Annotated in this window: 9 protein-coding genes; all 9 read left to right on the top strand. The window is 42.2% G+C overall.

Features of this window, described 5'->3' with window-relative positions:
• The first annotated feature begins 12 nt into the window (after positions 1 to 12).
• On the top strand, positions 13 to 1,584 hold the full coding sequence (locus AC1VOR_RS04135) for a GH39 family glycosyl hydrolase (protein WP_482615998.1): 1,572 nt from the start codon (positions 13 to 15) through the stop codon (positions 1,582 to 1,584).
• A 184-nt stretch (positions 1,585 to 1,768) separates the two neighbouring features.
• Positions 1,769 to 3,862 carry a glycoside hydrolase family 36 protein gene (locus AC1VOR_RS04130; protein ID WP_482615997.1) on the top strand — a complete coding sequence of 698 codons (2,094 nt, stop codon included), beginning with the start codon at positions 1,769 to 1,771 and terminating at the stop codon, positions 3,860 to 3,862.
• Positions 3,863 to 4,125: 263 nt separating this feature from the next.
• Positions 4,126 to 6,429, top strand: coding sequence for an alginate lyase family protein (locus AC1VOR_RS04125; RefSeq protein WP_482615996.1), 2,304 nt, complete (start codon positions 4,126 to 4,128; stop codon positions 6,427 to 6,429).
• A 415-nt stretch (positions 6,430 to 6,844) separates the two neighbouring features.
• Positions 6,845 to 7,642 carry a carbohydrate-binding protein gene (locus tag AC1VOR_RS04120; RefSeq protein WP_482615995.1) on the top strand — a complete coding sequence of 266 codons (798 nt, stop codon included), beginning with the start codon at positions 6,845 to 6,847 and terminating at the stop codon, positions 7,640 to 7,642.
• Between the two features lie 42 nt (positions 7,643 to 7,684).
• The gene (locus tag AC1VOR_RS04115) at positions 7,685 to 9,274 is read left to right on the top strand and encodes a response regulator transcription factor (RefSeq protein ID WP_482615994.1); all 1,590 of its coding nucleotides are present in this window, start codon (positions 7,685 to 7,687) and stop codon (positions 9,272 to 9,274) included.
• Positions 9,275 to 9,288: 14 nt separating this feature from the next.
• Positions 9,289 to 11,088 carry a sensor histidine kinase gene (locus tag AC1VOR_RS04110; protein WP_482615993.1) on the top strand — a complete coding sequence of 600 codons (1,800 nt, stop codon included), beginning with the start codon at positions 9,289 to 9,291 and terminating at the stop codon, positions 11,086 to 11,088.
• Between the two features lie 23 nt (positions 11,089 to 11,111).
• Positions 11,112 to 12,431 carry an ABC transporter substrate-binding protein gene (locus AC1VOR_RS04105; RefSeq protein WP_482615992.1) on the top strand — a complete coding sequence of 440 codons (1,320 nt, stop codon included), beginning with the start codon at positions 11,112 to 11,114 and terminating at the stop codon, positions 12,429 to 12,431.
• A gap of 229 nt (positions 12,432 to 12,660) precedes the next feature.
• On the top strand, positions 12,661 to 13,590 hold the full coding sequence (locus AC1VOR_RS04100) for an ABC transporter permease (RefSeq protein ID WP_482615991.1): 930 nt from the start codon (positions 12,661 to 12,663) through the stop codon (positions 13,588 to 13,590).
• A 33-nt stretch (positions 13,591 to 13,623) separates the two neighbouring features.
• Positions 13,624 to 14,514 carry a carbohydrate ABC transporter permease gene (locus tag AC1VOR_RS04095; protein WP_482615990.1) on the top strand — a complete coding sequence of 297 codons (891 nt, stop codon included), beginning with the start codon at positions 13,624 to 13,626 and terminating at the stop codon, positions 14,512 to 14,514.
• Positions 14,515 to 14,546: the final 32 nt, after the last annotated feature.

Below are 14,546 nucleotides of genomic sequence, written 5' to 3'. Positions count from 1 at the left end.
CTGGAGGATGTCATGAGAGTTCATATTCAATCGCCGACAAAGCCGCTTGCTCATTTATGGTCGACTTGCGTAGGAGCAGGAAGAGCAAACGAGGGCTTACGTGCCGACTGGCAGGCACATTTACGGGAAGCAGTGTCTCACTGCGGGTTTCAATATTTGCGATTCCACGGCTTGCTTCATGACGATATGCATGTGTATAAAAATGTGAATGGAGAAGCGCAATATAATTTTCAGTATATTGATAAATTATTTGATGCCATGCTGGAGATTGGAATTCGACCTTTTGTCGAGTTTGGTTTTATGCCGAGTGATTTGGCATCAGATGACAAAACTCAATTTTGGTGGAAAGGTAATATTACTCCGCCTAAGGATTACACCGAATGGGGAGCGCTTGTGGGCGCTTGTGTTAGGCATTGGATTGATCGTTATGGGCTTTCAGAGATCCTTACCTGGTATTTTGAAATTTGGAATGAGCCCAATCTTCCGCCGTTTTGGTCGGGAACGAAATCGCAGTATTTTGAAATGTACAGAGTATCCGCTTTGGCAATCAAGGAGATTGATTCCAGGCTTCGTGTAGGAGGACCCGCAACAAGCAATTTTGTACCAGACGCCCGATTTGACGGTGAAACGGAGAATACATTAGTTCATGCCACGTTTCTTACGGAGGACATTGATACGTTAGAGTGGAAGGGAGTATGGATTGAGGATTTCCTTAAATTCTGCCAGAAGAAAGAACTTCCGGTCGATTTTATCTCCTGTCATCCATATCCCACTGATTTTGCTTTAGATGGACATGGTAACACCAATGGACGATCACGTCATGTCGGCTCCACCAAAGAGGATATCGAATGGCTCAGAAAGGTCATGAAGGATACTCCTTATGAAAACGCAGAGCTGCACTTGACTGAATGGAGCAGTAGTCCTTCCTCGCGGGATTATAGCCATGATTATCTTCCAGCAGCGGCTTATATAGTAAAGTCCAATCTGGAAGTTGCCGAACTTGCGGATTCTCTATCTTATTGGGTGTTCACGGATGTATTTGAAGAAGTGGGGGCGGGACCAGCTGCTTTTCACGGCGGTTTCGGGCTGATAACCTTACAGGGCGTCCGGAAACCGACCTTCTATGCGTATCATTTTCTTAACAAATTGGGAGCAAGGGAGCTTGGCAGAGCGGATGGAGCGATTATTACATTAGATGAACGAGATGATCTCTATTGCCTTTTTTATAATTATCCCGAAAGCTACCCTGGAACGGTCCCAATGTCAATGTTTCCTGATCAAAGTATTGCACGAGACTTGCAAAATATGGACAGCGACAAAGCCTTCGAGATTGAAGTTGAGGGGCTTGAGCCGAAAACAGAGTATATATTGTCTGTGCTGGACAGAGATCATGGGGTTGCCGTCAATTATTGGAATGAGATAGGAGCGCCCATCACCCCAACTCGTGAGCAGAGTACAGCTTTGCGAGAATATGCCAGTAATTTGAATAATGTGTCTTTCAAATCAGACAAGAGTGGTAAACTAGTCCTTAAATTTAGCTTGTCAGCCTGGGCTATTGCACTATTGAAAAAGAAAATCAATTAATTGGGGTTTTAAGCTGTACAAAGAAAGGATAATATTTTTTAATTAACTGAATCAAGAGATCAGCTGGATGATGTGAGAGCCTGGGGGAGCATTACCCCTGGGCTGTTGTTATTAAAAGGGCGGGGTTTCTGCCCAATAAGGCTCACGCACCGAATATATTTGAATTCAAGAGGAGAGAAGCTAAGTGAGTAAAGAAATTGCAACCTTCACTTTTGGGGATATGATTGTTAAATATGAACAGGACGAGCTCACTATGGCGGTTGGTCTTAAAGTGTTCCCTTTGTTGGAGGTAAATAATTGTGTCGTAAAAAAGCAAACTGCGGTCGACTCCTGTGTCCATCTCAAGCTAGTAGGAGATAATTATCCCAATGGTTTTTCGCATGGGCGGACAATGCGTAATGCCCAAAGTGTTCAAAAATTACGCTTTGAGTGCCAGCATGTCACAAAGCAAGGTTTGGAAACTAATGTTACGACTATTTTAACGGACGGAAACACAGTAAGAATCAAGCATGTACTTATCTGGTATGAAGGAGGAAAAGGGGTTCATATTCATACTGAGTTGCAAAATGTAGGAAATGAACAAATTTCACTCGAAATGCTCACAAGCTTCTCCCTTGGCGGATTAACACCTTTCTGTGAAGCGGATGCTCCGAACAGACTGTATCTTCATCGACTTCGCAGTACATGGAGCATGGAAGGAAGACTAGAATCTGTGCCGATAGAAGATCTACAATTGGAGCCCTCCTGGCAGCACTTCTCCGCTAATAGCCTCCGATTCGGGCAAATTGGTTCCATGCCGGTTCGAGGCTTCTTTCCGTTTATTGCTATTGAAGATCGTAAACAAGGTGTAACATGGGCAGCGCAGCTGGCATGGGCTGGATCATGGCAGTTGGAGGCATATCGGCGGGATAATGGCTTGTGCATTTCTGGTGGATTAGCTGATCGAGAATACGGACATTGGCTAAAATATCTTTTGCCTGGTGAGGAAATGGTTACCCCAAGAGCATGGTTAACTGTAACCAAAGGTGGGCTTGACGAGGCATCCCAACGCTTGACCTCCTTGCATGAGCTGGCATTCAAAGAAATGCCCGAGTCAGAAAGGGACCTGCCAATCATTTTTAATGAGTTTTGCACGACATGGGGCAATCCCTCCGCCTCAAACGTAATGCGAATAGCTGATTGTCTGGAAGGTAAGGGAATTCGACACCTGGTTGTGGATTGCGGCTGGTATGCCGAAGACGGGAAAAATTGGGAGCGCAGTATGGGGGATTGGATACCCGATCCTGCCTTGTTTCCTGTTGGCCTTGAACAGGTAACAGCACATATCAGAAAAAGAGGGATGGTACCAGGCATCTGGTTTGAAATTGAGATTTGCGGTCATGATGCGGCAGCCTTTCATTTTACAGATCATTTGTTAAAAAGAGACGGTGTACCAATCACCACAGGTATCCGTCGTTTTTGGGATATGCGAGATCCTTGGGTAATCAATTATTTGACTGAAAAAGTAATCGATATGATTCAAAAGTATGACTTCGGCTATTTGAAAATTGATTATAACGATTCTATTGGTATCGGTGTAGACGGTGCAGAATCGCTAGGAGAAGGGCTGAGACAGCAGATTGAGGCTGTTCAATTTTTTATTAAAAAAATAAGAGAGATGATTCCACAGCTTGTCATAGAAAACTGTTCCTCAGGTGGACATCGCCTTGAACCCTCCATGATGGCGCTGACCAGCATGTCTTCTTTCTCTGACGCTCACGAAGAAAAAGAAATACCCGTCATTGCAGCTAATCTTCATCGAGTTATGCTACCAAGACAAAGCCAAATTTGGGCTGTGCTCCGAAAAGAAGATACTCTGAAGAGGTTCTCATATTCGCTCGCCTCGACCTTTCTTGGAAGAATGTGTCTGTCGGGTGATATTGAGGAACTAAATGAAGAACAGTGGAAACTTATCCGGGAAGCAATTCAATTTTACCAGAACATTTCTGACATTATCGATCATGGGACGACACAATGGTTGGGCTCGCCTGTAGGTAGCTACCGACACCTTGAAGGGTGGCAGGGAATTTGGCGTATGGGTGTCGATAACAATCGTGGTTTGCTTGTAATTCATACCTTCGGAGGAGATATTCCAGAGAAGGTGAATATTCCTGCCTATGGATTTCAATCGATCGTGTCTGTATTTAGTGATATCCCTGTAAAAACTAATATTTTGGATAACCAGCTTGAAGTGAGCCTCGGACGTGACTTTTCAGCACTCGCTTTATTACTAGAATAGGAGGTATGTATATTTATTGCTGCGGAAAGGGCTCTGAGACTTTAATCACTTTATATTGAATGCGTTATATATAAAGGAGGGAATGATATACATTTATCCCATATGCAGAGAAGTATGAGGGGACCACCTTCGACTAATAATTTGCATGAGACTGAGTCTGAAAAAGAGACCTTTTTGGTTTTCAAATGCAACTCAAGTTCGTTGAAATAAAACAATGCAAGACAAAAATGATGTATTTAATCAGAGGAGGAATAATGTTGAACTTGAAGCGATGGTTTTCGATTTTCATGGTCTTGTTTCTTGCATTGGGAAGTGGGGGACAAAGTGGCCTTACGAAAAGGGTGTCGGCGGATCCTGTTAAATTAAATACAGCTAATTTAAAAGTTGGCTATTATGGCTGGGCCTTGGAAGGACATTCTGCAGTGGAGTTTGCGACGAGTTCAGCTAACCTGTCTTCTATTACTTATGCGACTTCTGCTTTGTTTGACAGCGATACCACGACGAGCACAAACCTTAGTAAAGATGTCTATTTATATTTGGATCTTGGAACGAGCTCAGTGACACTTTCAAAAATCGCTTTGACAATGAAAGCGGGAGGAAACATATCGGGCAACTGGAAAATTTACGGCTCGAACACGCTGTCCACATCCTCTTCTGCATGGACTGCAATTGCAACGCCTTCTGGATTAAATGCGGGAGTGACAAAAGAAATATCCGTTTCATCTTCCTATCGTTATCTGCTGATAGGAGGTTCCGACACGCCGCTTAATACGTGGATTCATACATGGGACCAACTTTCTGAGATTTCACTATATGGAACTGGAACAATTACGGCCGCCTCTACCGCTTTTTTACATCCAGGTATACTTCAGACAGCGTCCAGTATCCAGACCATGAAGAACATGGTCGCGTCACAGACAGAGCCCTGGTATACTACTTACAACACGTTGGTGTCAACCGTAGCCGCCTATGGTTCAATTTCCTCAGCTGACTATACGCTGACGTCGATTTATCGCGGCAACAGCGGAAGTTATAATGAAATGCGCTTGGCAGCCACGAAGGCATACAATCTGGCTCTTCTGTATACGATTTCTGGAAACAGTACGTATGCAGCTGGTGCCCGCACAATTATGATGAAGTACGCATCCATTTTTAACGGGGTGGGAATAAGCGGAGATACTAATTCTGTTTACGACACTAATATTGATGTTGGCGTAATCGCTTTGAAATTTAGCGCAGCTGCCGAACTTCTCCGCTATAATTATAGCGGTTGGTCAGTTGCGGATACGAATACACTTATTGGGATGTTCAGCAAAAACACAGGCGGCACGGCTATCAGCATGTATCAACTCTTGTCAAACGCTCCTGTTCTGGCAACCTACGACATGAACAATATGGCGCACGGGCATGCAGCGATATTAAGACAAGGTTCGATGGCCTATGCTATTTTTGCAGAGGACACGGCATTGTATAACCTCGTACGCAATGATTTCAAAGCCGATAGCACGGCGTATTATACAAACCAGGGAGCACAACCATGGGAGAAAAAACCGGATAAAAACCAGGGTGCGAATGGTTATAGTCTGAAGTATAACTATAACGCGACAACGGGGCAGAGCAAGGAGAGCGACCGGGATCAGGGTCATGCCTTGGTGAATTTATCCTCCTTTATTAACATTGCGCAAATGGCCTGGCAGCAAGGAGACAGCAGCTTATACGAATTCAACGGGCGAATGTTGCTTAAGGCCACGGAGTTCAGCGCCAGATATAATTTGGGCTACGATGTTGCTTCCTATGTAACCGCTTACCCTTGGAATCATCACAGTGATCTCGGAATCTCCACCTATGATAGAGGCAAGATCGCCAATAATATTTATGCTGTGCCCTACAATTATTACAAATTTGCATCTTTCACCAGTACTGGTGAATACAACTATCTGTCCATGGTTGTGAACAGCCCTGTTTACGCATCGGATCGGAACGGCTTTGATGTGGAGGGCTTTTCTGCTTTAACTGCTTCTGTTGCGGCACGCGCTTCGGATTATATGAATAACGTAGTACTGCCTTCTAACCCGGTGAAGTGGTCTGATAGTGGTGTATCCAGTATGTTAAACGGGACGTATCCTCTCTATGGAGAGTATGCGACAGCCTCTGTCAGTGGTGCTTCCAGGGATGGTAGCAAGTTGAAGCTTGTCGGAACAAATGCCGTTGCATCGCTGCCGTATGTTTCCTTTAACAATATCAAGAACGTCAATTTCCGTTATTCAAGCACAGGAACAGGAACACTTGAAATTCGGACGGCAAGCAGTACGGGGACACTCAAGGGACAGCCGGAGGCATATGATGTTGGTTCCGGAAAAGGGGATCGAGGAACCCTGCTCGCTTCGATTCCAATAAGCAATACAGGTAGCTTCGACACCTATTTGACGACCTCTCTTTCAAATAATATTCTTGCAAATTCTGGACAAACGGGTGGGTCAATAACAGGAAATTATTTGATTTACGCTGTTTTTAAGGGTTCGAGCACGAATATTGGTATGAATTTACTTTCAATAACCTTCCAATAGGACTTAATATCAAGCGCAGACGGCCGCCCAGTCTCGGATTTCGGCCAGTCGGGTGTATCTGTTACACTTGATTATGAAATTCAAGATTGCTTCAAGCAGAGGCTTTCATTCCAGCTAAGAATAAATGATGCGTATGCCGGGTTTTGATTTGATTAGTTGATAAAACAGCCTCTAAAGAAAGTACGGTTACTACTAAAAAAAGTGCATTTTACCGTTCTTTATATTATGAAAAAATAAAGAAAATACTTGTCTATAATGGGTGGGTACTTATAAAAGCAAGAGTCGCAATGGGCACTTAACAGGAATTGGTATTTTTACAAAGGTTTTGAAGTTTGATATCGCTCAACAGAATGTAAAGTTGGATGTCATCCTTTTTTTATGGTTTTAGTAAAATATGATCTGGAGGTATTGAAAAATGAATGTGCTGACACTGGAAGTCCAAAACAAGAAAAAGGAACCTTTGACAACTCAAAAGGATATGGAACAGGTGATTCTGTTGCACCAGCTGCCCTATGAACCAGGGGATAGCATTGTATTGACAAGCAGCGAAGCCGGTGTTTTTTTGATGATTCAGCTAGAAGAAGCGATGAATCCAGCCTTTGTCTATTTATCGACAAAGGAATATCGCTTTATAATTCCGTTTGCAGAAAAACAGGTTTCTTACTCCCCAAAGGCATTTGCTGGGAACCTTCATGTCCTTAAGGCACGGTACGCAACCTTTGCAGAAATATCCGCCTATAAGAATTTGGCACAGAATGAGTATGACCAGCACGGAAATGAAAGCTGTTATCCGCATGCCTTTGCGAACGTAGAGACTCGCGGAGAAGCTGTCTTCGCAGCCCGCAACGCCATAAATGGCAATAGATTGAATTTTTCTCATGGCCCGTGGCCGTTTGAATCTTGGGGAATCAACCAGCAAGAGGATGCAGAAATAACCGTAAGTTTTGGTCGACCAGTCGAAGTCGATAAGCTGATTCTAACACTGCGCGCGGACTTCCCGCATGACAACTATTGGGAGCGTGCTACTGTAACATTCTCCGATGGAAGTTCTTACGCTGCTAAATTGATAAAGACACACAAACCGCAAGAAATTTCTCTTGTTCCAAGGGTAACAGAGTGGATCAGACTGAGTGAGCTAATCAAGTCGGATGATCCGTCACCTTTTCCGGCACTTACTCAAATTGAGGTGTACGGGGTTGAGAAGGAACATTGAATATCCAACAGCATCGAATGAAGTAAAGTGAGGGGATCTTGGATGATAACTATCTTGATTGCCGACGATGAGAAAATAATCGTAAAAGGTTTGATCAAGTTGATAGAGTGGGAAAAATGGGGGTTGGAGCTTGTTGGTGAGGCATATAGAGGTGATGACTTATTGGAATTTGTCCATCGTTGTAAACCCGATATTGTTATGACGGATATTTCAATGCCAGGAATGACGGGAATCGAAGTGTTGAAAAAATTGAAAGCGTCGAACAGTGCCACCAAGGTGATTTTCATCAGCGCTTATCGAGAATTTAGCTATGCGCAGGATGCGCTTGCATACGGAGCGGTCGATTATTTAATCAAACCAATCGATCGCAATAAGCTTGAGAGTGTTATACACAGAACCATTTCCAGCATCCGAGAAGCTTCTGAAATGAAGCAGGTAAGCAGTCGGCTAGAACGATTCGAAAGCCTTAGTCGTACGCAATCAGTCCTTGATTTTTTCCACGAATGGCTTGAAGAGAACAAGCGTGTCAATTGGTCCGCCAGATCAAAGCAGCTTGGTGGAGATGATCCTTGTAGTCGATTCACTGTTGCAGTTGTTGATGTCGAACCCAGTCACAACTATGCCTCCAGTTGGGCACAGGGAGAACGCAAGCTAATTTATTTTGCTATTCAAAATATTATTGAAGAATTATTGGAACCGGTTGCATGTGCCTGGTTCCTGTCAGGGAAAGAACATTTATATTATATTATTCGTCATCCGTATTCCTTGGATATAAACCCAATGATAACCCAGCACCGTGCTCATATCAGCCGATATCTTAAGCTTGATGCGACGATTGGTGTCGGCAGCTCGGTAGTATTGGAGCATCTTCCTGGCAGTTATCATGAAGCGATGCTGAGTGTCTCCTACAAATTTTTTGTTGGTAAAAATATAGTTATCCCTTATAATCTGCCTAGTTCGATATCGACGCATACACAGGAGCAATCTTTTGATAAGGAACACACAGAGACGGAATTACTTAGATTGTATGCATCATTTCAATACGAGGAGGCAAAAGAAGTACTTCATTATTGGCAAGCTGGTATTGTAAGCTTATCGATGGGAAGCCGCGACTATGTACTCAATTTAGCCAAGACATTACTGATGAAAGCCTGGCGGGAGATTGGAATAATTGAAAGCAATACGGATGCTGAGGAGTTGCGATTCACTCAAGAACTTCAATTTTGCACGACAATAAGTTCCTTAGAGGGGTACTTGTTTGGGGAACTCGAAGCTATTTTCAAACGAAATACGTTAAATTCGGGTACCAAGGAGGCGGCTTTAATTACACAAATCAGATCATATATCGAGGAGCATTTTCACGAGGATATCAATCTGGAAGTTATGGCAGCAAGCTTTTTTATGAATCCGTCTTATTTCAGCTACTTTTTTAAAAAACAAACCGGTCGAAACTTTAAACAATATGTAACCGAAATACGAATGAAGCAAGGTTTGAAAATGCTCGTACACTCAGATGCCATGTTGTATGAAATTGCTCAGAAAATAGGGTTTAACACTGCAAGGCAATTTACAGAGGCTTTTAAAAAAAACTATGGTGTACTTCCTAACGAGTATAGACAAAAATTGAGATAGTTGGGGAACTTTCTATGAGAAAATTGTCGCTTTCATTTTTTCGGCGCAGTATTTTTGTTAAATTTGTAGTTTCTTTCGTAATGGCGGGATTGTTGCCGCTTGGTATTGTTTATTACTTTTTGATGAATGCCTACTTGTCCCAGTCTGAGCGCTTTAACCTGAACAATTTGGAACAAATGTCACTCTATATGGCAAAGAATGCTTCGCAGGTATTGTCTGAATATAATGATATCTCAAAAATGATGTATGATTCGAATTGGTATGACAGACTTAGCGTAGCTGCTAGGGGAAATCAAAATACCATTATCGACAACTGGTTGAATGTGGTAATAAGTTCAGATCCCCACATTGAGAGCGCTTATTTTATCCCTCAATCCAGTGGAGAGATAATTGCACGTTCTAGGCGAGGGAAAACGTTTATTAGCAATAATTTTCCGCTTGCCGAGTTGACGATGGGCCTAAAGGAAAAACCGAAATCTCTTTATCAATTCCCTGCACATGTGGAGAACTACTACACGAGTTCAAATCGCCAGGTGATGACTTTTTCGCGTAATTTGTTTGACATATCTACACTGCTCAGCAACCATCCAAAATTGCTCGGAACATTTATCTTTGAAGTGAATGTTGATGCTTTCGAAAATCTATTTGCAGGTTTGAGTCTCGAAGCAGATGATGAGATTTTGTTGATTGCGAAGAATTCTACTGTTAACTACAGCAATAAGGAAGCACGGGTTGGTTCTCAGATCACGCCAGAGCTTCTCTTGAAAGAAACAGTGGGAAAAGATAAGCGTGTAATTGTGATTGATATTCCGAATACAGACCAGAAGCTAATTGGAAGTTATTCACGAACATCCTTTGTAGGGACGTTGAACCATTTCAGAGGGCTTGTTATTTTACTGGTTTCTGCCTGCGTTTTGTTTTTATTTGTACTTGTACTCGTATTCTCCAGAAGATTCTCTCAGCCTATTCGAGATGTTATTAAACAAATGGTTAAGATGGAATCGGGAGACTTGGAGGTCTTCCTGCCCGTTCGATCAGAAGATGAATTGGGGCAATTGACGAGAGGAGTCAACAAATTAGCTGAGCAGTTGAAGGAGTTTATTCAAAATGCATTTGTCGCCGAAATTCGGCAGAAGCAATCTCAACTAAATGCACTCAAAAGTCAAATTCGTCCCCATTATTTGTACAATACCCTCGAAGTTATTCGAATGAGTGCGGTCAATAATGATGATATGCCGGTTGCTGATATGATTCATTCACTATCTAATCAGCTACAATATGTTCTTGACTATGGAGAAAATATGGTAACTCTTCAAGAGGAAATTGCAATTGTGAAGGATTATTTTAATCTGATCCAGGTACGTTACGAAGACCGTGTAGAACTGCAATTTCAAATTGATCCCTATGTGGATGATTCCTGGGGTATTCTGAAACTATCCATTCAACCCTTGATCGAGAATGCGGTTCAACATGGCATTCTTCCCAAGGATGGTGGTGGCAGTATTCGGCTCGAAATCTCATTGGAGCAACAGAAAACGTTGTCTATTCACGTTATTGACGATGGAGTGGGAATCACGGCTGAAGAAGTCAAACGACTTAATCGTCTTTTGTCCAATCAAACATTCGAAGGAGAAGAGGGGAAGCAAACCAGCTTTGGTCTAAAAAACGTTCATGATCGCATTCTTACTCTCTTTGGAGCGGATTATGGCATCGTGATTGACAGCATATTCGGCATCGGGACATCTATTCAGATTAGAATTCCAGTGGTCCGGCAGTTGCATCGTTATGTCAACAAACCATTTAAAGAATTCTGAGTCTGCAGAAAGGGAGTGAACCAATGAATACAGAATTTAAAAGCAGACTGGCATCTTTGATGTGTGGACTACTGTTTGTTGTAACAACGGGGTGTTCTTCGACGCCTTCTGGTTATGAAATTTTGACTCAGGATTTGAACAAGGTGAAGCTCAGTTTTGTTTATGCAGGCGGAGAACCAACAATTAGCCAAGCTATACAAGAAGCTGTAGACGCCTTTAATGAATCCCATTCCGATATTGAAATTGCGGCGACTTCTTCTGATGTGGGGCCAACATCCTATGACCAGTATTTGCTTAAGCAAGACGCTGTTGGGGAGTTTCCCGATATATTGGAGATGTGGGCTGCTGAAGAATATATTAAAGCGAAAATGATTGCGCCTTTGCCTTCGGATATCGTGAGCCTATTAGACAACCCGGTAGCTATAGAGGGTCTGGTTTATGTTGCACCAATCGCACGTCAACTTCCATTAGGTGTTTTTTATAACAAGGATGTGTTTGCAAAGGCGGGAGTACAAGAGGAACCAAAAACATGGATGGAATTTCTTCAGATTTGTCAAAAAATCAAGGATTCTGGAATTAGCCCAATTGTTGTGGGGGGGAAGGATGTCTGGCATCTTGCATACTGGAGCAATTATTTTTTTGGAAACTATATGTATGCAGACGATCCGGATTGGAATAGGGATAGAACTGCTGAAAAAGTCCACTTTACGGACTCAAAGGTACTACGCGGTTTTTTAGATATGCAAGAACTATGGGATAAGGACTACGTTAACCCCGATTGGTTATACACTTCAGATGTAAATACGGTGCCCCGTCTCGTGGCAGGAAAAGCTGGGATGCTTTATAGCGGATCGTGGACCCTTGAAACGATCGACCAGTTAAATTCAGAGTTGGATATTGGTTTCTTTGTTCCGCCGGATCGGGAGGGGCAAACTGTGTTACATAGTATGTCCCCGTTAAAAGGTTTAGCATTATCCACAGCTGCGGCTAGTGATCCAGCCAAAAAAGCAGCATTTACAACTTTTATGAAATTTTTTTATGAGTCTCGTCAGTATGAAAGTTATTTGAAATCAGTCAATGCTTTGTCAACTTTAAAACAAAAAGTAAATTATGAGGCGTCCCCACTTACAAAAAAAATGATTAGTGTGACTGAAGACCCGAAAGTAGTCAAAGTATTACAAATGGATGATTATTGGGGAGTTAATCGAGTGCCTGTAGGATTTCAAGATTGGTTTCTTAATCTGTTGCAATACACCTTAGCAAAAGGGAGTCCATCTGTAGAGCAGTTGTTGGAGCAGGCGGATGAGCAGTGGATGAACAACTTGCAACTTGGTGGATTGTAGCATTTAAATTCCAATATTAAAAGCTTCTTCTGAAGAAAGGATATCAGAAGAAGTTTTTTTGAGCCCAAAAGCTCAATTTTAGCGTTTCAGGTATACGAATATAGAGAAGCGAGGCTTAAATGATCCAAAAAACCTGCACAATACACTAAAGAAAAAGCGTTCTCATTATTGAAAGCAATCCCTATAATCGAAGTACAGAGAGAAGCAATTGGTAAAGGAGCGTAACAAAATGAGAGTAAAAGGTCTTTTCAATGAGTTAATCAGAAACAGGTCGTTATACTCCATGGCGATTCCCGGAGTAGTAATAATTTTCCTCTTTAGTTATTTTCCAATGTTTGGTCTTCTAGTGGCGTTTAAGAACTTCAATTTTACGGATGGTATTCTCGGAAGTCCTTGGATGCAGCCGTTCTATGGTAACTTTGAGTATTTATTCTCTTCCGGATCGGCTGCAATGCGTGCCACGGTTAATACACTTTACCTAAATATATTGTTCATTATATTTGGACTTGTTTTTCAAGTGGGTCTGGCTCTTGCTTTTAATGAACTAGCAGGTAAGTATTTTAAGAAAATCACTCAGTCGCTTATGTTTTTGCCTTATTTTATCTCATGGATTGTCGTGGGTGTCATCGCCTACAATATGTTCAGCGTGGATACGGGTTTTATTAATAAAACTTTTGAAAGCATGGGACTGAGTGGGGTGGATTGGTTCACTACACCTTGGGTCTGGCCGATTATACTAGTCATCTTTTACGTTTGGAAATCCACGGGATATGGTATGGTGCTTTACTTGGCGTCGTTGACTGGCGTTGATCCATCTTATTACGAGGCGGCTAAAATTGATGGGGCGAGCAAATTTCAGCAAATTCGTTATATCTCGCTTCCGTTTCTGATGCCAACGATAATTACACTGACGTTACTGCAGGTAGGAAGAATTATGAATGCGGATTTCGGAATGTTCTACGCTATCATTGGAGACAATGCTGCAATCTATAAAACCGGTGACGTCCTGGATACGTTCATTTTTCGCAGTTTGCGTCTTAATGGAGATATCGGAATGGCTTCAGCAGCCGGATTTTATCAATCCATTATTTCTTTTGCCGTCATTATGCTTTGTAATAAGCTGGCTAAGCGATTCAGTGAAAATTCTTCACTCTTTTAAATGGACATAGCGATTCGGGAGGAATTATGAAATATGATTCAATCTATAGGCAGTAAAGTTGCAAATGGAGTTTTATATGTGGTAGTGATAACGTTCGGAATTCTTTGCGCAATCCCTTTTCTTTTGGTATTAAGTAGCTCCTTTACAAACGAAAATACTATTTTGTTGCATGGTTATAGTCTGTTCCCACGGGATTTCGATGTTTCTGCTTACCGCTTGCTTTTTCTAGATTCGAGCCGACTGATTAATGGGTACAAGATTTCCATTATTGTTACAGTCGTGGGGACCATCCTCAGCTTACTTATTACTTCGTTATTGGCGTATCCTATTTCGCTTAAACGGTTGAAGTATCGAAAAATACTGAACGTTTACACGCTAATTACAATCCTTATTAATGGTGGCATTGTACCTTGGTACATTGTTTGCGTAAAATATCTGCATTTGCAGGATAATGTGTTTGCCTTGATTATCCCTTACTTGTGTATGGCATGGAATGTATTCCTGCTCCGCAGTTTTTTTCAGACGATACCGGAAGAAATTAGCGAATCGGCAAAAATTGATGGAGCTGGCGAGTATCGTATCTTGTTTTCCATAATTCTTCCGCTGGCCAAGCCAGCACTTGCTACGGTCGGCTTGTTTATTGCTTTAATGTATTGGAATGATTGGTGGCTTGGACTGATGCTTCTCAACAAAACAGAATTGCAGCCGCTGCAGTTGTTACTGCGTACCATTCAATCCAACGTACAGTTTCTTGCAACATCAGATCAAGGCTCCCAAATGCTTGCAGCCTCCGGCGGTAAATTACCCTCTGAAGGAATCAAGATGGCAACTTGTATTATAACTATCGGGCCGATCATTTTTCTTTATCCGTTTATTCAAAGGTATTTTATTAAAGGTTTGACCATTGGAGCAGTTAAAGGTTAATACTCACGGGTAACCGTTTGTAGATATTACCG

Source organism: Paenibacillus sp. 1SOY10, assembly GCF_056836745.1.
Note: the sequence above shows the minus strand (reverse complement) of the source record. Positions and strands in the feature narration are given on the sequence as shown.